General features: G+C 64.0%; 21 protein-coding genes. 11 read left to right on the top strand and 10 right to left on the bottom strand.

Annotated elements, in window-relative coordinates:
- The first annotated feature begins 10 nt into the window (after positions 1-10).
- Positions 11-931 carry a 50S ribosomal protein L3 N(5)-glutamine methyltransferase gene (gene prmB / locus B2U07_RS02915; protein WP_275544752.1) on the top strand — a complete coding sequence of 307 codons (921 nt, stop codon included), beginning with the start codon at positions 11-13 and terminating at the stop codon, positions 929-931.
- A 241-nt stretch (positions 932-1,172) separates the two neighbouring features.
- On the opposite strand, the gene B2U07_RS02910 is transcribed toward prmB, so the two are convergent.
- Positions 1,173-1,973, bottom strand: coding sequence for a hypothetical protein (locus B2U07_RS02910; RefSeq protein ID WP_275544753.1), 801 nt, complete (start codon positions 1,971-1,973; stop codon positions 1,173-1,175).
- Between the two features lie 36 nt (positions 1,974-2,009).
- Complete coding sequence (locus B2U07_RS02905; protein WP_275544754.1) at positions 2,010-3,002, bottom strand: alpha/beta hydrolase; 993 nt, start codon at positions 3,000-3,002, stop codon at positions 2,010-2,012.
- 124 nt (positions 3,003-3,126) lie between these two features.
- Here B2U07_RS02905 and aroC point away from each other — a divergent pair, with 124 nt between their 5' ends.
- The 5 genes from aroC (at position 3,127) to B2U07_RS02880 (ending at position 6,787) form a co-directional block, all read left to right on the top strand.
- Positions 3,127-4,218 (top strand): chorismate synthase, encoded by a 1,092-nt coding sequence (gene aroC / locus B2U07_RS02900; protein ID WP_275544755.1) that lies wholly within the window; start codon positions 3,127-3,129, stop codon positions 4,216-4,218.
- Positions 4,219-4,231: 13 nt separating this feature from the next.
- On the top strand, positions 4,232-5,383 hold the full coding sequence (locus B2U07_RS02895) for an MFS transporter (protein WP_275544756.1): 1,152 nt from the start codon (positions 4,232-4,234) through the stop codon (positions 5,381-5,383).
- A gap of 16 nt (positions 5,384-5,399) precedes the next feature.
- Entirely contained in the window at positions 5,400-5,939 is a 540-nt protein-coding gene (locus B2U07_RS02890) for an acireductone dioxygenase (RefSeq protein WP_275544757.1), read from the top strand.
- 102 nt (positions 5,940-6,041) lie between these two features.
- The gene (locus B2U07_RS02885) at positions 6,042-6,233 is read left to right on the top strand and encodes a PLDc N-terminal domain-containing protein (RefSeq protein WP_197859325.1); all 192 of its coding nucleotides are present in this window, start codon (positions 6,042-6,044) and stop codon (positions 6,231-6,233) included.
- Positions 6,230-6,787: a histidine phosphatase family protein gene (locus B2U07_RS02880; protein ID WP_275544758.1), complete on the top strand. Its 558-nt coding sequence runs from the start codon at positions 6,230-6,232 to the stop codon at positions 6,785-6,787. The genes B2U07_RS02885 and B2U07_RS02880 overlap by 4 nt, the downstream gene beginning before the upstream one ends.
- A 6-nt stretch (positions 6,788-6,793) precedes the next feature.
- On the opposite strand, the gene B2U07_RS02875 is transcribed toward B2U07_RS02880, so the two are convergent.
- Positions 6,794-7,291 (bottom strand): methylated-DNA--[protein]-cysteine S-methyltransferase, encoded by a 498-nt coding sequence (locus tag B2U07_RS02875; protein WP_275544759.1) that lies wholly within the window; start codon positions 7,289-7,291, stop codon positions 6,794-6,796.
- A 3-nt stretch (positions 7,292-7,294) separates the two neighbouring features.
- Positions 7,295-8,173: a DNA-3-methyladenine glycosylase family protein gene (locus B2U07_RS02870; RefSeq protein WP_275544760.1), complete on the bottom strand. Its 879-nt coding sequence runs from the start codon at positions 8,171-8,173 to the stop codon at positions 7,295-7,297.
- Positions 8,174-8,371: 198 nt separating this feature from the next.
- Here B2U07_RS02870 and rluB point away from each other — a divergent pair, with 198 nt between their 5' ends.
- Positions 8,372-9,523 (top strand): 23S rRNA pseudouridine(2605) synthase RluB, encoded by a 1,152-nt coding sequence (gene rluB, locus B2U07_RS02865; protein ID WP_275544761.1) that lies wholly within the window; start codon positions 8,372-8,374, stop codon positions 9,521-9,523.
- 72 nt (positions 9,524-9,595) lie between these two features.
- Here the strand turns inward: rluB and B2U07_RS02860 are convergent, their stop codons facing one another.
- The 6 genes from B2U07_RS02860 to B2U07_RS02835 form a co-directional block, all read right to left on the bottom strand.
- The gene (locus B2U07_RS02860; RefSeq protein ID WP_197859330.1) at positions 9,596-10,522 is read right to left on the bottom strand and encodes a GGDEF domain-containing protein; all 927 of its coding nucleotides are present in this window, start codon (positions 10,520-10,522) and stop codon (positions 9,596-9,598) included.
- Between the two features lie 37 nt (positions 10,523-10,559).
- Positions 10,560-10,790, bottom strand: a complete 231-nt coding sequence (locus B2U07_RS02855) for a hypothetical protein (RefSeq protein WP_275544762.1) — start codon at positions 10,788-10,790, stop codon at positions 10,560-10,562.
- Positions 10,765-11,505 (bottom strand): YciK family oxidoreductase, encoded by a 741-nt coding sequence (locus B2U07_RS02850; RefSeq protein ID WP_275544763.1) that lies wholly within the window; start codon positions 11,503-11,505, stop codon positions 10,765-10,767. Before B2U07_RS02850 ends, B2U07_RS02855 begins: the two co-directional genes overlap by 26 nt.
- Positions 11,506-11,591: 86 nt before the next feature.
- Positions 11,592-12,272 carry an N-acetylmuramic acid 6-phosphate phosphatase MupP gene (gene mupP, locus B2U07_RS02845; protein ID WP_275544764.1) on the bottom strand — a complete coding sequence of 227 codons (681 nt, stop codon included), beginning with the start codon at positions 12,270-12,272 and terminating at the stop codon, positions 11,592-11,594.
- A complete protein-coding gene (ubiG, locus tag B2U07_RS02840; protein ID WP_275544765.1) occupies positions 12,269-12,967 on the bottom strand; it encodes a bifunctional 2-polyprenyl-6-hydroxyphenol methylase/3-demethylubiquinol 3-O-methyltransferase UbiG in 699 nt (232 codons plus the stop codon). Before ubiG ends, mupP begins: the two co-directional genes overlap by 4 nt.
- Positions 12,968-13,136: 169 nt before the next feature.
- Positions 13,137-14,456, bottom strand: a complete 1,320-nt coding sequence (locus B2U07_RS02835; protein WP_275544766.1) for a TRZ/ATZ family hydrolase — start codon at positions 14,454-14,456, stop codon at positions 13,137-13,139.
- A gap of 160 nt (positions 14,457-14,616) precedes the next feature.
- Here B2U07_RS02835 and mtnA point away from each other — a divergent pair, with 160 nt between their 5' ends.
- From mtnA to pheA, 4 genes are all read left to right on the top strand, one after another.
- Positions 14,617-15,693: an S-methyl-5-thioribose-1-phosphate isomerase gene (gene mtnA / locus B2U07_RS02830; protein WP_275544767.1), complete on the top strand. Its 1,077-nt coding sequence runs from the start codon at positions 14,617-14,619 to the stop codon at positions 15,691-15,693.
- A 224-nt stretch (positions 15,694-15,917) separates the two neighbouring features.
- The gene (gyrA, locus tag B2U07_RS02825) at positions 15,918-18,686 is read left to right on the top strand and encodes a DNA gyrase subunit A (protein WP_275544768.1); all 2,769 of its coding nucleotides are present in this window, start codon (positions 15,918-15,920) and stop codon (positions 18,684-18,686) included.
- A 156-nt stretch (positions 18,687-18,842) separates the two neighbouring features.
- Positions 18,843-19,928: a 3-phosphoserine/phosphohydroxythreonine transaminase gene (serC, locus tag B2U07_RS02820; RefSeq protein ID WP_197859337.1), complete on the top strand. Its 1,086-nt coding sequence runs from the start codon at positions 18,843-18,845 to the stop codon at positions 19,926-19,928.
- Position 19,929: 1 nt separating this feature from the next.
- Positions 19,930-21,024, top strand: a complete 1,095-nt coding sequence (pheA, locus tag B2U07_RS02815; RefSeq protein WP_197859338.1) for a prephenate dehydratase — start codon at positions 19,930-19,932, stop codon at positions 21,022-21,024.
- Positions 21,025-21,084 lie beyond the last annotated feature (60 nt).

Raw genomic sequence — 21,084 nt, 5'->3', positions numbered from 1 at the left:
GAGGCCGCCCGTGACCGCTCTCACTACCCGTTTACGCACCCTGCGTGATTACATCCGCTGGGCTGTCAGCCGTTTTCAGGCCGAGCAACTGTTCTTCGGCCACGGCACCGACAACGCCTGGGACGAGGCGCGCCAACTGGTGCTCGGTGCGCTGCACCTGCCCTGGGAAATCTCCGACGCCTACCTCGATTGCCGCCTGGAAGACGACGAGCATGCCCACCTGCAGGCACTGCTCAAGCGCCGCATTGAAGAGCGCGTTCCTACCGCCTACCTGCTGGGCGAAGCCTGGTTCTGCGGCTTGCCCTTCGTGGTCGATGAGCGCGTGCTGGTACCGCGCTCGCCAATCGCCGAGCTGATCGATCGTCATTTCTCACCCTGGCTGCCGACCGAGCCGGCGCGCATTCTCGATCTGTGCACCGGTTCCGGCTGCATCGGCATCGCCTGCGCTTACGAATTTCCCGAGGCGGAAGTGGTGTTGGGCGACCTGTCGTTCGATGCGCTGGAGGTGGCCAACCTCAACATAGAGCGCCATGGCCTGGAGGAGCGCGTCTATTGCGTGCAGGGCGATGGTTTCGCCGAATTGCCTGGGCAGCGTTTCGATCTGATCGTGTCCAACCCACCTTATGTCGACGCCGAGGATTTCGCCGATATGCCGGCCGAATACCAGCACGAGCCTGAGATGGGCCTGGCCTGTGGCGATGATGGGCTGGATCTGGTGCGACGCATGTTGGCCGAAGCGGCGGATCACCTGACCGAACGCGGCGTACTGATCGTCGAAGTGGGCAACAGCCAGGTGCATGTCGAGGCGCTGTATCCGGAGGTGGACTTCACCTGGTTGGACTTCCAGCGCGGCGGGCACGGCGTGTTCCTGCTGGCGGCCAAGCAGTGCCGCGAGCATCAGGAACTGTTTCGTTCGCGAGTGAAGGGCTGACCGATATTTTTTCGCGGCAGAAGCCGCTCCACGGCAGCGGATGGATGTGGCTGCACGGCCTGTAGGAGCGGATTTATCCGCGAAAGGCGGCCGGCATAAAGAACGTGATGATCGCGAATGAATTCGCTCCTACAGGGGGGCGCGTAGTTGCGTAGGGTGGATGTCGCTTTTCACATCCACCACAACGGTGGATCGATAGAGCGCGATCCACCCTACGGGCGCGCTGGTGTGATTCGCTTGCTCAGCGCGTGGCGATCCAGATCAGCAACCCCGCCTGAAACAGGCTGAACGCCACCAGGCAGGTGATGGTGAAGCGCAGGCCGCTGTCTTCGCGCTTCAGGCGATCGACCCGGTCTTCCAGCTTGCGCAGTTTTACGTCCTGCTCCTGCAGTGTCTGGTCGGCCTGCTGCAGCATCGCGGCGGCGTCGAGCAGTTCGACGATCTGCACCTTTTCGGCCTGCCAGTCACCGTGTAGCGAGCTTACCCGCGGTGCGCTGTAGAAAGGCTTGAGCTGCAACGGGTCGCTGTACTCGATGGTGAAACCCTGCGCCTTCAGCGCGTGGTCTCGGCGAGCGCGAGCGGCCTCGTTGAAGTTGTCCTTGGTCGGCAGAGCACCACCTTCCACCTGGTAGTGTGCGTAATGCTTGCGTGCCCAGGCGATGCCCTGGGCCATCAGGAAACGCCCCAGGCCGCGATTGGCCGGCTCCACGCTCAAGCCCTTGTCCGGGCCGAAGCGCACCTCCTTGTTCTGATGGTCGGCCCAGACTTCCAGCAGGTTGGTCTGACGATGCAGGCGCTGGCCGGGCACCTGGATGGTCAGGCGCAACAGGCTGGTGTCCTTGGCGTGCCGTTCTACCCGGCCGAGCTGGACGAAGCGTAGCGGCCTGGGCCCGGTTTCGCGGTCGACGGGCAGCGGCGCCAGACGCAGCAGGCTGAACTGCTCGGCTGGCAGATCAGACCAGGGATGCGGCGCAGCAGGCGTTTCGCCTGCAACTGCTTCGGCGTCGGCGGCTTGCGTCTGTGGGGCTGGATTTTCGCTCATGGGCGTCCTGTGTACTGTTCGGCGGCCTTCGATGCGTTATCGGCCGTTTTCCTCAGCACTGGAGCGAATAAAGGCGACGATCCGCTCGCCCAGCGCACGGGCCAAGGGTAGCTGTGGATCGTCATAGGACGCTACCTGTTCGTTCCAGGCCGCCGGTGTGATGCGCATGACATGGTTCATGCCGGGAATCAGCGCCAGCTCGGCGTCGGGCTTGGCCTGCTTGAGCACCTCGGCGTTGTCCGGGCTGACCTGGGCATCGTGGCTGCCCTGCACGATCAGCGCGGGAATCTGCAGTGCGGCGAAGTTCTCCGCCGGGTCCTGGCGCAGCAGGCTGATCAGGTAGGGCTGCACGCTGGGGCGATACACCACCTGCAACTCCTCCGGAACCTTGGGCTGCAGCTTGCCGCGGATCAGGTTGGCGAGAATGTGCCGGCTCTCATCCAGCAACGGCTGTGGCAGGCGCATGGCCAGTTGCATGTCCAGCACCTGACCGATCGGGTAGGCGGGGCCGGCAATCGACACCAGCGCGTCGGCCTGGCCACCGGACGCGGCAAGGCTGGCGACCAGCGCGCCCTCGCTGTGACCGATGAGAATCAGCCGCTCGAAACGTGGATCGTCCCTGAGCAGCCTGGCCCAGCCTTCGGCATCGGCCACGTAGCGTTCGACGCTGAGGTCCTTTTCATCCGGCGTCGCGGCACGGCTGGCGGCCACGCCGCGCTTGTCGTAGCGCAGGCTGGCGATGCCATTGCGCGCCAGAACCTGAGCCAGCTTTTTCAGCGCATCGTTATGACCGCCCTCGGGGTTGTTGCCATTGCGATCCGTGGGGCCGGAGCCGGCGATCAGCAGCGCCACCGGTACCGGCTTATCGCTTTGCGGCACCAGCAGGCTGCCGTACAGGGTGCCTTGGTCGGTATCGAGGCTGATGGGCAGTTGGCGGGTGGTGCTGGCCTGGGCCAGGCCGGTGATCAGGGTGAGGGACAAGAGCAGGGCTCGCAGCATGATGAGGGTAGGGTAGTGGCAGACTGGCATTGGACGCATCCGAACGAGCAAGGTTCGGGGTGAACTGCAAGTAGGTGGCAGGTATACTCGCCCACCTTGTGAATCGGGCCTGCGCAGTGGCAGGCCTGTGCTGAATCTCGCGGAGCGTCTTCCCATGTCCGGCAATACCTACGGCAAGCTGTTCACCGTCACCACCGCTGGCGAAAGCCATGGCCCGGCGCTGGTCGCCATCGTCGACGGTTGCCCGCCCGGTGTCGAGATCTCCCTGGAAGACCTGCAGCGCGACCTCGACCGCCGCAAGCCTGGCACCAGCCGCCACACCACGCAGCGCCAGGAAGCCGACGAGGTGGAAATCCTCTCCGGCGTGTTCGAGGGCAAGACCACTGGTTGCTCCATCGGTCTGCTGATCCGCAACACCGACCAGAAGTCCAAGGACTATTCGGCGATCAAGGATCTGTTCCGCCCGGCCCACGCCGACTACACCTACCACCACAAGTACGGTATCCGTGACTACCGTGGCGGCGGTCGCAGTTCGGCGCGCGAAACCGCCATGCGTGTGGCGGCCGGCGCCATCGCCAAGAAGTACCTGGCCAGCCAGGGCATCGTCATCCGTGGCTACATGAGCCAGCTTGGCCCCATCGAGATTCCGTTCAAGAGCTGGGACAGCGTCGAGCAGAATGCCTTCTTCAGCCCCGACCCGGACAAGGTGCCGGAGCTGGAGGCCTACATGGATCAGCTGCGCCGTGACCAGGATTCGGTCGGCGCGAAGATCACCGTGGTAGCCGAAGGGGTGATGCCGGGCCTTGGCGAGCCGATTTTCGACCGCCTCGATGCCGAACTGGCCCATGCGCTGATGAGTATCAACGCAGTCAAGGGCGTGGAGATCGGCGCCGGCTTCGCCTGCGTCGCCCAGCGTGGCACCGAGCACCGTGACGAACTGACCCCGGAAGGTTTCCTCTCCAATAACGCCGGCGGCATTCTCGGTGGCATCTCCAGCGGCCAGCCGATCATCGCCCACCTGGCGCTCAAGCCGACCTCCAGCATCACCACGCCGGGGCGTTCCATCGACGTCAACGGCAATCCGGTGGACGTGATCACCAAGGGCCGTCACGACCCCTGCGTCGGCATCCGCGCCACGCCCATTGCCGAGGCGATGATGGCCATCGTACTGATGGATCACCTGCTGCGTCACCGCGCGCAGAACGCCGACGTGAACGTCACCACGCCGGTGCTGCCGCAGCTGTGATCCGGACTGTGGCATGAGCGCGGCCCTGCCGTACTGGCGGCTTTCCGGTTTCTATTTCTTCTATTTCGCCCTGCTTGGGGGTACGGCGCCGTTTCTGGCGCTGTACTTCGATCACCTGGGCTTTTCCCCGGCGCGGATCGGCGAACTGATCGCCATTCCTATGCTGATGCGCTGTCTGGCACCGAACCTGTGGGGCTGGTTGGGTGACCACACCGGCCAGCGCCTGCTGATCGTGCGCCTCGGCGCGTTGTGCACCTTGGTCTGCTTCGCTGGCATCTTTCTCGGGCAGAGCTATGCCTGGCTGGCGCTGATCATGGCCACCCATGCCTTTTTCTGGCATGCGGTGTTGCCGCAGTTCGAGGTCATCACCCTGGCCCATCTGCGCGAGCAGGCGGCGCGCTACAGCCAGATTCGCCTGTGGGGCAGCATCGGTTTTATCGTCGCCGTGGTCGGCCTCGGCCTGCTGTTCGAGTGGCTGAGCCTGGATGCCTATCCGGCGGCGCTGCTGGTAATCATGGCCGGTATCGTCATCAGCAGTGTCTGGGTGCCCAACGCAGAGCCTGTGCTGCGCCCGAGCACACTGGAGCCTGAGGGTTTTCTGCGCCAGTTGCGGCGCCCCGGCATTCTCGCGTTCTACATCTGCGTTGGGCTGATGCAGTTGAGCAACGGTCCGTACTACACCTTTCTGACCCTGCACCTGGAGGGCGTTGGCTACAGCCGCGGCGCCATCGGCCTGTTCTGGGCGCTGGGGGTGATGGCCGAGATCCTGCTGTTCCTGTTCATGGCGCGGCTGCTGCAGCGGTACTCGCTGCGCGCGGTGTTGCTGGCCAGCTTCCTGATCACCGCCGTACGCTGGCTGCTGCTGGGCAGTCTGCCCCAGTACCTGCCGGTGTTGCTGCTGGCGCAGTGCATGCACGCTGCCACCTTCGGCGCCTTCCATGCCGGGTGCATCCACTTTGTACAACGCAGTTTCGCCGACCGCCAGCAGGGGCAGGCCCAGGCGCTCTACGTCAGCCTGGCCGGCATCGGCGGTGCGCTTGGCGCGCTGTATGCCGGTTACAGCTGGAAGAGCCTGGGCCCAGCCTGGACTTTCGCCATCGCCAGTCTGGTAGCCTTGCTCGCAGCCTACGTCATTGCCACCCGTCTGCCGCCCGAGCGGCCCTGAATCGAGTGAACCCTTCATGAGCAGCCTCGCCGTCCACCTGCATACCTCACCGGAACTGCCGAACAAGGTTCTGAACCACGCCGATGACATCGCCAGCACCCTGGCGGCGGCAGGCATCGACTATCGCCAGGTGGAGCTGCCGGCCGCGTTGCGCCCCGGCTGCGAGCAGGCGGAGTTCGATACGGCTTACGGCCTCTGGCTGCAGGCGTTGATGGGCGAGGAAGGTCATGTGCAGCAGGAGCTGTTCAACCTGCAGCGTAACCATCCGCAGAAGCTGGAGCTGCGTGCGCGCCATCTGGATGAGCAGGTACAGGCCTCGGCCTGCGCCTGGTTGTTTCTCGGCGGTTTCGCCCAGCTCAGCGTACACCTGGACGGCTACGTCTACGTGCTGCAGGGCGAGCGTGGCGACCTGCTGACCCTGCCGGCCGGCACTCGCCACTGGTTCGACATCGGCGAGGAGCCGCATGCGCTGGTGGTGCGCCTGGGCGAGAATGACGAGACGCCGGAGCGCACCGGGGACGATATCGCCAGGCGCTTTCCACGCCTGGGAGACTGACGCTTAGCCCCATGCCGCGCCTGATATGGGGCAAACCCTGCGGGAACCCTGGCTGGGCGCCGACTATCCTATGAAGGCCACCTTTCAGGCAGGAGTGTCGTCATGGGTTCTATGTTCAATGGGCTGATTGGCCTGGTCATCCTTGCCCTGGATATCTGGGCCATCATCAACGTGATCAAGAGCAATGCCGAAACGGGCATCAAGATTCTGTGGATTCTGCTGATCGTGCTGTTGCCGGTGCTCGGCCTTATCATCTGGGCGCTGATGGGACCGCGCGGTAACGTCAGATTGTGAGTCGCCTCTGGCTGCTGGCTCTGGTGCTGCTGCCGCTCTGGGGCGCAGCGGCAGAAACTACCGATGCCTGGCAGGCTCTGCGTGAGGGCCGCGCGCTGATACTCATGCGCCATGCCACGGCGCCGGGTACCGGCGATCTGGCCAATTTTCGTCTCGGGCAATGCGAAACCCAGCGCAACCTCAATGCGCAAGGGCGCGCCGAGGCACGGCGCTGGGGCGAGCTGCTCGCGCGTCAGGGCATCGAGCGACCACGTTTGCTCAGCAGCCGCTGGTGCCGTGCGCTGGATACCGCCAGCGGCATGCAGCGCGGCCCGGTGCAACCCTTCGCTGCGCTGGATTCGTTCTTCGGGCAACCCGAGGATGGCGCCGAGCAGACTGCCGAGCTGATTCGCCTGATCAACGAATTGCCAGCTGGTGCCCCCTTGGTGCTGATTTCCCACCAGGTCAACATCACCGCCTTGACCGGCATCTTCCCTGCTTCGGGTGAAGGGCTGATCCTTGCTTTGCCTCTGGGCTTGCGCGCTGAACCGCTGGCGCGTATCCCCGCGCCGTAGAGACGGCTACAACGCCAGTTGCGCCTGCACGGGCTGCAACACGCCCTCTAGCTCCAGCAACTGCTGCTTGCGCGGTAGACCGCCGGCATAACCGGTGAGGCTGCCATTGCGGCCGATCACACGGTGGCAGGGCACGATGATGGAGATCGGATTGGCGCCGTTGGCCGTTCCCACCGCACGCACGGCTTGTGGTCGGCCGATCACGCCGGCCAGCTCGGAGTAGCTGCAGGTGCGGCCATAGGGAATGGCCTGCAACGCCTGCCACACAGCCTGTTGAAACGCGGTGCCCCTGGGCGCCAGACGCAGGTCGAACTGGCGGCGCTTGCCGGCGAAGTATTCATCGAGCTGGCGGCACACGGCGTCCAGTTCGCGGCCGGCGGGTTGCCAACTTTCCTCGATGCGCCAGGGTCGGCTGTCCAGTTCCATCAATAGCAACTGCAGGCCATTTTCGTCGCCTGCGATAAACAATGGCCCGATGGGGCTGTCGTGATGACGGTAATGCATGGCTCAGCCTCCCGAATAGCAATGCCAGAGATGCGCAGCCGCATAGGCCCGCCACGGGCGCCAGGCTTCCGCACGAATTTTCAGGCGACGGGCGTCGATGCCCCCGGTTCCCCACACTGGCGCCTTGAGCAGGCCAAGATCGCTGGCGGGAAAGGCATCGGCCTCACCGAAGGCGCGCAGGGCGATGTACTCCGCCGTCCACGGGCCGATACCGGGCAGGGCGCATAGTTGCTCGATCAAAGCCGCGCTGCCGTCGCGCAGGCTCAGTTGCAGACTGCCGTCGGCAATGCGTGCAGCGAAATGCTGCAGACACTGCACGCGCTTGCCGGGCATGCCGATGCCGGTCAGATCCGCTTCGGCCAGCGCTTGCGGCGTCGGAAACAGGCGGCTGATGCCCAGCGCCTGTGGCGTCTCGATTGGCGTGCCAACACGCTGCACAAGGCGCCCGACTATGGTGACTGCCGCCTTGACCGTAACCTGCTGGCCGACGATGGCGCGCACCGCCTGCTCGAAAGGATCGAACGCCACTGGCAATCGCAGGCCAGGGTTGCGCAGCAGCAGCGGTGCGAGCAGCTCGTCAGTGCTCAGGTGGCGGGCAATCGCTTCCGGCTCGCTATCGAGATCGAACATGCGCCGCACGCGCTGCTCCAGCTGGTCGAGATGCGCGGGCGATGCGATGCGGCAGCGCAGCTCCAGCGCGTTCTGCCCCGGCAGCGGCGCTACCTGAAGCCAGCCTGAGGTGCCGTCTATGCTGAAACCGCGGCTGTAGCTGCCTGTGCTCAGCGACTCAAGGCCCGGGATCGCGCGCAGGGCGAAGTGGCCATGGAACTGTTGCCAGTCCCACGGTGGTTGATAGGGTAGAAGCAGCGTGATGATGTTCATGGCTGGCACCCTAGCTCGGCCTTGGCGACTTGTCAGCGTGAAGATGACTTTCAAACTGGCGTAGCGATCGCGTCGCCGACCGTCTGGCAATGGCGTTCAGGGTGGACAGCAGGGCAACATCACCTACCCTAAGAGCTTTGCAGCGCGTATGATGCGCGCCCCTTCGATCATCAACTACTACACCGGGAGGTGCCCAAGATGAGTGAGCACGAACAACCGCGTCCTGCAGGCGAGAAACTGCAGAAAGTCCTGGCCCGCCTCGGGCTGGCCTCGCGTCGCGAAATCGAGACCTGGATCGCCGAAGGGCGGGTCAAGGTCAATGGCGCCGCTGCGACCCTGGGCCAGCGCGTCGACGCCAACGACGCCATCGCCCTTGATGGCCGTCTGCTCAAGCGCGAAGAGATCACCGGTTCGGTTCGCCGCGTGCTGATCTACAACAAGCCGGACGGCGAGATCTGCACCCGTGACGACCCGGAAGGCCGTCCCACTGTGTTCGACCGACTGCCGCGTCCGAAAGAAGGCCGCTGGATCAACATCGGGCGTCTCGATATCAATACCACCGGCCTGCTGCTGTTCACCACCGATGGTGAACTGGCCAACCGCCTGATGCACCCGTCCTATCAGATGGACCGCGAATACGCGGTGCGTGTGCGTGGCGAGGTCACCGAGGAAATGCTGGAAAACCTCAAGACTGGCGTCATGCTCGAAGACGGTCCGGCGAAGTTCACCGATATCAAGGAAGCGCCCGGTGGCGAAGGCTTCAACCACTGGTATCACTGCGTGGTGATGGAAGGACGTAACCGTGAGGTGCGTCGTCTGTGGGAGTCCCAGGGGCTGGTGGTCAGCCGCCTGAAGCGCGTGCGTTTCGGCCCGGTATTCCTCACCTCCGAACTGACCATGGGCCGCTGGCGCGAGATGGACCAGCGCGAAGTGGACATCCTCAGCGCCGAGGTCGGCCTGACACCGCAGGCGTTGCCGGCGATGAAGGAAAAGACCCGCGACAAGCTCGACCGTTTGCAGCGCAAGTCGGCCAAGCCGGTCGATGTGCGCGGCAAGCGCGTGCTGCGTCCGGCGAAGGACGAAGCGGGCGAGGGCGCCCGCCCGAGCCGTGCGCCTCGCCGTGAAGATGCCGAGCAGCGTGCGCCGCGCGGCCGCAAGGAAGGCGCTGAGCGCCGTGACAACGGTCGCGGTACGCCGGTTGCCGAGCGTCCGAGTGATGTGAAGAAACGTCAGCCACGTCCGGCCGTTGAGCTGTCCGAGCGTCCGGCGCGCAAGCCGCGTCCTGCCGCGCCGGGCAAGCGCCCGCCATCGGGTGATGGCCAGCGCCCAGGCTTTGGTCGCAAACGCTGATAAACGAAGAAGGGACTCCGCAGAGTCCCTTTTTTCATTCTGGCGCGGAGTTCATCCCTGGCCTTGCAGCTTTCAGCCGGCCATGGACAGGCGATTGCGACCTTCGCGCTTGGCCACATAAAGGGCGTTATCAGCTCGGCGCAGCAGGCTTTCGGCGGACTCGCCCGGCAACAGGCTGGCGCAACCGAGGCTGATGGAGACGTCGATCGGGCGGCCGGCATCCAGGCATTGCAGTTCCAGCACTGCAAAGCGCAGGCGCTCGCCCACCAGCGCCGCTCCCTCACGGCTGGTGCCGGAGAGGATCACCAGAAACTCTTCACCGCCGAAGCGAAAAACCATATCGATATTGCGCAGCTGGTTCTTCAGGGTCTGGGCGACCGCCTTCAGCACTTCGTCACCGAGCGCATGGCCGTGGCTGTCGTTGATGCTCTTGAAGTGGTCGATGTCGAGCATCAGCAGAGACAGCGGCTGCAGATTGCGCCGGGCCAGGTCCACCTCGCGCTGCAGCACCTGGTCCATGGCGATGCGGTTGCCGGTGTCGGTCAGCGGGTCGCGCAATGCGCTTTGCAGCGCGGTACGGTAGAGCAGGGCGTTGCGCAGCGGGAACAGCAGGCTGGCCAACAGCGACTCCAGTTGAATCAGCTCGTCCTCGGCGAAGCGCTGCTTGCGGCGAAAGATCAGTTCGCCCAGGTATTGCCCCTCATGGCTCAGACGATAGCCCGCCGAATGCGGCGCACGCTCACCCAGCTCCAGGCGCAGGTCGTGGGAGGGATGCTGGAAAGCCAGTGCGTCGAGCGGCACCAGGCGCTGCACTTCGCGAGAGAACAGGTTGAGGATGCGCTCCACATCCAGGCTGGTCTGCAGCTGCAGGCTCAGATGATGGCGCAGCTCCACCAGGCTGGAGGGCTTGAGCGGCAGGTTGCGGCTGGCAGTGAAGCCGAGACGCTGCAGCTTGGCCGCGTCGAAATCGATGGTGTTGGAGTGGCTGGGGGGAACCATGGAGCTGAACCTCTGGCGCGATGGTGCGACAAGAGGGTTAGAGCGAATTCCATGCCAACTGTTTCTTCATTGATTTAATTCCTTTTAATTCAATGATTTGTGTGTTTTTCGGTGCGGTGATCGGCAATCTCTTGCCGGTTGTCTGGCGGCAGTGCTGGCAATGTGCTGCCGCCTTGCATCGGTTGCGGCGGATTTCTGTCGTGCCGTGGCCTGCCGTTCTGACGCGGGCCACGGCACGGTGGTTATTGAGCGTCGAACGCCTGGCCATTAACGCCCTTGCTGTCCGGGCCCATCAGATAGAGGTAAAGCGGCATGATCTCTTCGGGCTGCGGACGGGTTGCCGGGTTCTCCCCAGGATATGCCTGCGCGCGCATGGCGGTGCGGGTCGCGCCTGGGTTGATGCTGTTGGCGCGCACGGTAGCGATGCCGTCCAGCTCGTCGGCCATTACCTGCATCAGGCCCTCGGTGGCGAACTTGGAGACCGCGTAGGCGCCCCAGTAGGCGCGGCCCTTGCGACCGACGCTGCTGGAGGTGAAGGCGACGGAGGCATCCTCCGACAGCTTGAGCAGCGGCAACAGGGTGCTGCTGAGCATGAACATGGCATTGACGTTGACGTGCATCACGCGCATGAAGTTGTCACCGGAGAGCTGCTCCAGTGGCGTGCGCGGGCCGAGGATCGAGGCATTATGCAGCAGGCCGTCGAGACGACCGAACTCGTTCTCGATCATCACTGCCAGTTCGTCGTACTGGTGCGGCAGTGCGGTTTCCAGGTTGAAGGGAATCACCACCGGCTGCGGGTGACCGGCGGCCTCGATCTCGTCGTATACCTGGCTCAGGTTGGCTTCGGTCTTGCCCAGCAGCAACACGGTGGCGCCATGAGCGGCAAAACTCTTGGCGGCGGCTGCGCCGATACCGCGGCCGGCACCGGTGATCAGGATGACGCGATCCTTGAGCAGGTCGGGGCGGGCGGTGTAGTCGAACATGTGGGGATCCTTCGCAGAGCTATTGAGAGTAGGGCGGGTGCAACCCGCCAAATGGGAGAATGGCGGGTTTCACCCGCCCTACGTGATCAGCAGCCGCAGAGCGCGCGGTCGAGCACCGCACGCAGCTCCGATGGGTGATCGACGACGACGTCGGCGCCCCAATTGCGCGGGTTGTCTTCAGGGTGAATATAGCCATAGGTGACCGCTACGGTGCGGCAGCCGGCGGCGCGTCCCGATTCGATGTCGCGTTCGTCGTCGCCGATGAACAGCACTTCCTCGGGTTTGACGCCCAACTGCTGGCAGGCGAGCAACAGCATGTCCGGTGCGGGTTTGCTTTGCTCGACATGATCCGGGCAGACCAGCACCGCCGAGCGCTCGGCCAGATTCAGGCGCTGCATGATCGGCTCGGCGTAGCGTACCGGCTTGTTGGTGGCCACGCCCCACGGCAGGCTCGCCTGTTCGATATCGCCGAGCAGGGCCTCGATGCCGTCGAACGGGCGGGTGAGCACCGCGCAATGTTCCTGATAGCGCTCGAGAAACTCCTGGCGCAGGGCTTCGAAGGTGGCCGAGTCCGGGGCCTCATCGAAGGCGCGGGCGACCATGGCGCGCGCGCCGCCGGATACCTGGTCACGAATGGCTTTTTCGGCCAGCGGTGGCAGGCCGCGAGCGGCGCGCATGGCCTGGGTGATGGCGATGAAGTCCGGCGCCGAGTCGAGCAGGGTGCCGTCCATGTCGAAAAGAACTGCTTTCAAACGCATGCGGTTCACTCCTTGCGCAGCGTCTGGATCATGTAGTTGACGTCGACGTCGGCTTCCAGTTTGTAGTGCTTGGTCAGCGGGTTGTAGGTCAGACCGATGATGTCCTTGACCTCGAGGCCGGCTGCGCGGCTCCAGGCGCCCAGTTCGGACGGGCGAATGAATTTCTTGAAGTCATGGGTGCCGCGCGGCAGCAGGCGCAGGATGTACTCGGCACCGATCACCGCGAACAGGTAGGCCTTGGGGTTGCGGTTGATGGTGGAGAAGAACACCTGGCCGCCTGGCTTGACCAGCTTGTGGCAGGCGCGGATGACCGAAGACGGATCAGGCACGTGCTCGAGCATCTCCAGGCAGGTGACCACGTCGAACTGGCCCGGCATTTCCTCAGCCAGGGCTTCGGCGGTGATCTGCCGGTAGTCGACTTCGACGCCCGACTCCAGTTGGTGCAGCTTGGCGACCGAAAGCGGTGCCTCACCCATGTCGATACCGCTGACGGTGGCGCCGCGCTGGGCCATGGCCTCGCTGAGGATGCCGCCGCCGCAGCCGACGTCCAGCACACGCTTGCCGGCCAGGCTGATGCGCTCGTCGATCCAGTTGACCCGCAGCGGGTTGATGTCGTGCAGAGGTTTGAACTCGCTTTCGCGGTCCCACCAGCGGTGTGCCAGGGCCTCGAATTTGGCGATTTCGGCGCGGTCGACGTTGCTCATAAGCATCTCTTTCAAAGCTGGAAAGCGTATTGCCGCTATGTTGCCAGTTTGGGAACGGGCATTGGGCGGCGTGGATTCGTTCAATGTATGTCAGTTTGTCGCAGGCGTTCCGTGAGCGTAGCCCGTATGCAATCCGGGGCGGCTGCATTCTTCCCGGATTTCATCCAGGCTACCTTTTGGCAATCCTGGCTCCCCATTCCCTGGCCTTGGCGATCAGTTCGCCTTCGTCCATTCGCGTCAGGCGGCCATCCTCCAGCAGTTGTTTGCCGCCGACCCAAAGATGCTTCACGCAGTCGCGGCCGCTGGCGTAGATGAGCTGCGAGACCGGGTCGTAGATCGGTTGCTGGGCCAGGCCGGAAAGGTCGAAGGCGGCGATGTCGGCCAGTTTGCCCTGCTCCAGCGAGCCGGTCTGGGTGTCCAGGCCCAATGCGCGAGCACCATTGAGGGTGGCCATGCGCAAGGCGCTGTGAGCATTGAGGGCGGTGGCAGAGCCAGCGACGGCCTTGGCCAGAAGCGCCGCGGTGCGGGTTTCGCCGAGCAGGTCGAGGTCGTTGTTGCTGGCCGCGCCATCAGTGCCGATAGCGACGTTGACGCCGGCCTGCCACAGGCGCTCGACCGGGCAAAAGCCGCTGGCCAGTTTCAGGTTGGACTCGGGACAATGCACGATGCTGCAGTTGTGCTCCACCAGCAACGCCAGATCCTCGTCATCGATCTGCGTCATGTGCACCGCCTGGAAGCGCGGGCCGAGCAGGCCGAGGCGAGCGAGGCGCGCCAATGGGCGTTCGCCGTGCTTGGCGACGGCTTCGGTCACTTCCTGGGCGGTTTCGTGCACGTGCATATGAATGCCGGCATCCAGCTCGTCAGCCAGCACGCGAATTTGCTCGAGCTTGTCGTCACTCACCGTATACGGCGCGTGCGGGCCGAAGGCGATGCGGATGCGTGGGTGCTGCTTGAGATCATCGAACAGTTGCAGGCCCTTGCGCAGCGCCTCGGCAGCGTTGAGGGCGCCGGGCACCGGGAAATCCAGCACGGGAACGGTGATCTGTGCCCGCACGCCGGCGTTGTGCACGCACTCGGCGGCCACCTGCGGGTAGAAGTACATGTCGGAGAAGCAGCTGATGCCGCCCTTGATCTGCTCGGCGATGGCCAGCTCGGTGCCGTCGCGGACGAAGTCCTCGTCGACCCACCGACCTTCAGCGGGCCAGATGTGTTCGTGCAGCCAGGTCATCAGCGGCAGGTCGTCGGCAATGCCGCGCAACAGTGTCATCGCCGCATGGCCGTGGGCGTTGATCAGCCCCGGCGCAAGCAGGCATTGCGGCAGTTCCCGCACCTCCGTTGCCGGATGGCGCAGTGCCTCGTCGCGTGGCGCAATCAGCGCGATCTGCCCATCGCGGATGCCCAGGCCATGATCGCGCAGCACGACCCCGGCCGGCTCCACGGGCACCAGCCAGGTGGGCAGCAGCAACAGGTCGAGTGGGGCTTGGGGCATAGGCTGGGTCCGTGTGACTTGATGGGTCTGGGAAGGTCGCCAGTGTATAGATGAACGCGCGTAGCTTGAAGTCGTGGGGATGTGCCGGATTGTTCGGCTGGTATCTGCCTGTCTGAGTATAATCCGCGGCTTTTTTGACGGTTATCAGGTGGAGTGCGCGATGCGCGAGCAATTGCTGGCGGTGGAAAAGGTTCAGGCGATCGAGTGGCGCGATGGCGCGCTGTATCTGCTCGATCAGCGCCTGTTGCCGCATCGGCAGGTCTGGCTGCGCTGCGACACAGCTGCTCAGGTGGTCGACGCGATTGGCGACATGGTGGTGCGCGGTGCGCCGGCCATCGGTATCGCCGGAGCCTATGGCCTGGTGCTGGGCGCCCGCGTTCGGCTGCAGGCTGGTGGAGACTGGCGTGAGGCACTGGAGGAAGATTTTGCCTGTCTGAAGCGCTCGCGTCCGGCGGCGGCGAATCTGTCCTGGGCGTTGCAACGCATGCGTGAGCGTCTGGCGCGACTCAAGGAGGGCGACGATGCCTTCGCGCTGCTGGAGGCCGAGGCGGTCGGTATTCATGTCAGCGATCGTGAGGCGAATCTGACCATGGCGCAGTTGGGTGTGGAGCTGATCCGCCGGCACCAGGGTAACTCGCAGGTGTTGCTGACCCACGGCAATGCCGGTGCGCTGGCCACGGGTGGCTTTGGTACTGCGCTGGGGGTGATTCGTGCAGCGCATCTGGAAGGGTTGATCGAGCATGTCCATGTCGATGAGACCCGCCCCTGGCTGCTGGGCTCACGGCTGACCGCCTGGGAGCTTGCTGGCGATGGCGTGCCGGTCAGTCTCAATGTCGATGCGGCCGCCGCTCACTTGATGAAGACCAAGGGCATCACCTGGGTCGTCGTCGGGGCCGAGCGAATCACTGCCAACGGTGATGTCGTCAGCAAGATCGGCACCTACCAACTGGCGGTCAATGCCATGCACCACGGCGTGCGCCTGATGGTGGTAGCGCCGAGTTCGACCATCGACATGAGTCAGGAAAGCGGCGAAGACATTCTGCTCGAAGAGCGTGACGGTTGCGAACTGCTGGAGGTGGCAGGCCAGCGTGTGGCGGCCGAGGTGCATGCGGCGAACCCGGTGTTCGACGTGACGCCGGCTGACCTGGTGGACTATCTCGTGACCGAGAAGGGTGTGGTCGAGCGCCCCGACAATACCAAGATGGCGCAGTTGATGTGCCGCAAGCGCCTGCATTGACGCCGCCGCGCGTACGCCTTCGCGGGGTAGGTGTGTGGCACGCTTTGTGGTAATCTCCGGCAGTTTTCAAGGGGGCTGACCGCAGCCACCTTCACTGCATCGAATCGTGACATAACTCGTTGATTTGTCGTGAGTCGCTGATGGCCTGACGCTATCGCGACGTGCTCCATGGCGTTCCGGAAGAATGACGCGGAGTTTCACCAGAAAAAGGAACCAGGCTTCTCATGGGCGAACTGGCCAAAGAAATCCTCCCGGTCAATATCGAAGACGAGCTGAAACAGTCCTACCTCGACTACGCAATGAGCGTGATCGTCGGGCGTGCGCTGCCGGATGCGCGCGATGGCTTGAAGCCGGTCCACCGTCGTGTGCTCTACGCCATGAGCGAACTGGGCAACGACTGGAACAAGCCCTACAAGAAATCCGCCCGTGTGGTCGGTGACGTGATCGGTAAATACCACCCGCACGGCGACACCGCGGTGTACGACACCATCGTGCGCATGGCGCAGGACTTCTCCCTGCGCTACCTGCTGGTCGACGGTCAGGGCAACTTCGGTTCGGTGGACGGCGACAACGCCGCGGCCATGCGATACACCGAAGTGCGCATGACCAAGCTGGCCCACGAGCTGCTGGCCGACCTGGAGAAGGAAACCGTCGACTGGGTGCCCAACTACGACGGCACCGAGCAGATTCCGGCCGTCATGCCGACCAAGGTGCCGAACCTGCTGGTCAACGGTTCCAGTGGTATCGCCGTGGGCATGGCCACCAACATCCCGCCGCACAACCTCACCGAGGTGATCGATGGCTGCCTGGCGCTGATGGATAACGCCGAGCTGACCGTCGATGAGCTGATGCAATACATCCCCGGCCCCGATTTCCCCACTGCGGGGATCATCAATGGCCGCGCCGGCATCATCGAGGCCTATCGCACCGGCCGCGGGCGCATCTACATCCGCGCCCGCGTCGAGGTCGAGGACATCGACAAGGTCGGTGGTCGCCAGCAGTTGGTGGTCACCGAGCTGCCGTACCAGCTGAACAAGGCGCGTCTGATCGAGAAAATCGCCGAGCTGGTCAAAGAGAAGAAGATCGAAGGCATCACCGAGCTGCGCGACGAGTCCGACAAGGACGGCATGCGCGTGGTGATCGAACTGCGTCGCGGCGAAGTGCCGGACGTGGTGCTGAACAACCTGTACGCCCAGACCCAGATGCAGAGCGTGTTCGGCATCAACGTCGTGGCGCTGGTCGACGGTCAGCCGAAGACCATGAACCTCAAGGACATGCTCGAGGTGTTCATCCGTCACCGCCGCGAGGTGGTGACCCGGCGTACCGTCTACGAGCTGCGCAAGGCGCGCGAGCGCGGCCACATCCTCGAAGGTCAGGCCGTTGCGCTGTCGAACATCGACCCGGTCATCGAAATGATCAAGAGCTCGCCGACCCCGGCCGAGGCCAAGCAGCGCCTGCTCGCTGCGGCGTGGGAATCCAGCGCCGTAGAGGCCATGGTCGAGCGCGCCGGCGCCGATTCCTGCCGTCCGGAAGGGCTGGATGAGCAATACGGTCTGCGTGATGGCAAGTATTACCTGTCGCCTGAGCAGGCTCAGGCCATCCTCGAGCTGCGCCTGCACCGCCTGACCGGCCTTGAGCACGAGAAGCTGCTGTCCGAGTACCAGGAAATCCTCGCCCTGATCGGCGAGCTGATCCGTATCCTGACCAGCTCAGAGCGCCTGATGGAAGTCATCCGCGAAGAGCTGGAGAAGGTCAAGGCCGAGTTCGGCGACAAGCGTCGCACCGAGATTATCGCTTCGCGTCTGGATCTGACCATTGCCGACCTGATCACCGAGGAGGAGCGTGTCGTCACCATCTCCCACGGTGGCTATGCCAAGAGCCAGCCGCTGGCTGCCTACGAGGCGCAGCGTCGCGGCGGCAAGGGCAAGTCCGCCACCGGTGTGAAGGACGAGGACTACGTCGAGCACCTGCTGGTCGCCAACAGTCACGCGACCCTGCTGCTGTTCTCCAGCAAGGGCAAGGTGTACTGGCTGCGTACCTTCGAGATTCCTGAAGCCTCGCGTACTGCGCGCGGTCGTCCGCTGGTCAACCTGCTGCCGCTGGACGAGGGTGAGCGCATCACCGCGATGCTGCAGATCGACCTTGAGGCCCTGCAGCAGAGCGCTGGCGCCGACGAGGACCTGGACGACGAAGGCGTGGTGATCGAAGGCGAAGCCACCGAGGTGGTCGAGGCCGAGGAAGTCGAAGAAGTCGAGGGCGAAACCCCTGAACTGGTCGCCGAGCCGACCGGCGCCTTCATCTTCATGGCCACCGCGTTCGGTACCGTGAAGAAGACTCCGCTGGTGCAGTTCAGCCGTCCGCGCAGCGCCGGCCTGATCGCGCTGAAGCTGGAAGAGGGCGACACCCTGATCGCCGCCGCCATTACCGATGGCGCCAAGGAAGTCATGCTGTTCTCCGATGCCGGCAAGGTGCTGCGCTTCGCCGAGAGCAAGGTGCGCACCATGGGTCGTACTGCCCGCGGTGTGCGCGGCATGCGCCTGGGCAAGGATCAGGAGCTGATCTCGATGCTGATCCCTGAGTCTGGCGCACAGATTCTCACGGCTTCCGAGCGCGGCTTCGGCAAGCGCACCGGCCTGGGCAAGTTCCCGCGGCGCGGCCGTGGCGGCCAGGGCGTTATCGCCATGGTCACCAGCGAGCGTAACGGCAAGCTGGTCGGCGCCATCCAGGTGCAGAACGGCGAGGAAATCATGCTGATTTCCGACCAGGGTACCCTGGTGCGTACCCGCGTCGACGAGGTCTCCAGTTCCGGCCGTAACACCCAGGGCGTGACCCTGATCAAGCTGGCCAAGGACGAGACTCTGGTCGGTCTGGAGCGCGTGCAGGAGCCGACACCGGTGGACGAGGACGAACTGGTCGAAGGTGAAGAGGGTGCTGAAGTCGCCGAAAGCGCCGACGCACCGGTCGCCGATGCCGAGGAAGGCAGCGAGGAATAAAGTTGGGCTCCGTGGGAAGGGCTTTAGCCGCGACTGTCGCCGCTAAAGCGCCTCCCACGGAAACTGGGATGGGTTGAGCGCAGCGATACCCATCGGCAAGCGGTGTGACATGCCATCGCCTGGTGGTGGCGTTCTGTGAATCTGAGAGAGACAGACGTGAGCAAGCGAGCTTTTAACTTCTGCGCCGGCCCGGCCGCGCTGCCGACCGCTGTACTGCAACGCGCCCAGGCCGAGATGCTCGACTGGCAAGGCAAGGGCCTGTCGGTGATGGAGATGAGCCATCGCAGCGACGAGTACGTGGCCATTGCCAGCCAGGCCGAGCAGGATCTGCGCGATTTGCTCGCTGTGCCCAACGACTACAAGGTGCTGTTCCTGCAGGGCGGTGCCAGCCAGCAGTTCGCCGAAATCCCGCTGAACCTGCTGCCGGAAGACGGCGTGGCGGATTACGTCGAGACCGGCATCTGGTCGAAGAAGGCCATCGAAGAAGCCCGTCGCTACGGCGCGATCAACGTCGCAGCCAGCGCCAAGGCGCACGACTATTTCGCCATTCCCGGGCAGAACGACTGGCAGCTGTCGAAAGATGCCGCCTACGTGCATTACTGCAGCAACGAAACCATCGGCGGTCTGCAGTTCGACTGGGTGCCGCAGGTCGGCGATACCCCGCTGGTAGTAGACATGTCCTCGGACATTCTCTCGCGCTCGCTCGATGTGTCGCAGTTCGGTCTGATCTACGCTGGCGCGCAGAAGAACATCGGCCCGAGCGGCCTGGTTGTGGTCATCGTGCGTGAAGACCTGCTCGGTCGCGCCCGTTCCAGCTGCCCGACCATGCTCGACTACAAGATCTCCGCCGACAACGGCTCGATGTACAACACCCCGGCGACCTATTCCTGGTACCTGTCCGGCCTGGTCTTCCAGTGGCTGAAGGAGCAGGGCGGCGTCGAGGCCATGGAGCGCATCAACCGCGCCAAGAAGGATCTGTTGTACAAGACCATCGACGGCAGCGATTTCTACAGCAACCCCATCGCCCATAACGCGCGTTCCTGGATGAACGTGCCGTTCCGCCTGGCTGACGAGAAGCTGGACAAGGCCTTCCTCGCCGGCGCCGATGAGCGCGGTCTGCTCAACCTCAAGGGCCATCGCTCGGTAGGCGGCATGCGTGCCTCCATCTACAACGCGGTCGGTCTGGATGCGGTCGAGGCGCTGGTGGCCTACATGGCCGAGTTCGAGAAGGAGCACGGCTAATATGTCGGAGCAGGAACTGCAGGCGCTGCGTGTGCGCATCGATAATCTCGATGAGCGCATTCTCGAGCTGATCAGCGACCGTGCGCGCTGCGCCGAAGAAGTGGCGCGGGTGAAGATGAAGGAATTGAAGGAAGGCGAATCGCCGGTCTTCTACCGTCCCGAACGCGAAGCTCAGGTGCTCAAGCGTGTGATGGAACGCAACCGGGGCCCGCTGGGTAACGAGGAAATGGCGCGGCTGTTCCGCGAAATCATGTCCTCCTGCCTGGCATTGGAAAATCCGCTCAAGGTCGCGTATCTGGGGCCGGAAGGTACATTCTCCCAGGCAGCGGCGCTCAAACACTTTGGGCACGCCGTGATCAGCACGCCGATGGCTGCGATCGACGAGGTGTTTCGCGAAGTCGCCGCTGGCGCGGTGAACTTCGGTGTCGTGCCCGTGGAAAATTCCACCGAGGGTGCGGTCAACCATACTCTCGACAGCTTCCTCGAGCATGACATGGTCATCTGCGGTGAGGTCGAGCTGCGCATCCACCACCATCTGCTGGTGGGTGAGAGTACCAAGACCGACAACATCACCCGCATCTACTCCCACGCCCAGTCTCTGGCCCAGTGCCGCAAGTGGCTGGACGCGCACTACCCGAACGTCGAGCGCGTGGCGGTTTCCAGCAACGCCGACGCCGCCAAGCGGGTGAAGAGCGAGTGGAACAGTGCGGCCATCGCCGGCGACATGGCCGCCAACCTGTATGGCCTGACCAAGCTGGCCGAGAAGATCGAGGACCGTCCGGACAACTCCACGCGCTTTCTCATCATCGGCAGCCAGGAAGTGCCGCCGACCGGCGATGACAAGACCTCGATCATCGTCTCCATGCGCAACAAGCCGGGCGCGCTGCATGAGCTGTTGGTGCCGTTTCATAACAACGGCATCGACCTGACCCGCATCGAAACCCGCCCGTCGCGCAGCGGCAAGTGGACATACGTGTTCTTCATCGACTTCATCGGCCATCACCGTGATCCGTTGATCAAGGACGTGCTGGAGAAGCTCGCCCAGGAAGCCGTGGCGCTCAAGGTGCTGGGCTCCTATCCGAAGGCGGTGCTGTAACTCCGCGTCCCTGTAGGAGCGGCTTTAGCCGCGATATTCGTGACTGAATTCGCTCCTATG

It is taken from the genome of Pseudomonas sp. UBA7530, assembly GCF_002479365.1.
Classification (GTDB): domain Bacteria; phylum Pseudomonadota; class Gammaproteobacteria; order Pseudomonadales; family Pseudomonadaceae; genus Aquipseudomonas.
Note: the sequence above shows the minus strand (reverse complement) of the source record. Positions and strands in the feature narration are given on the sequence as shown.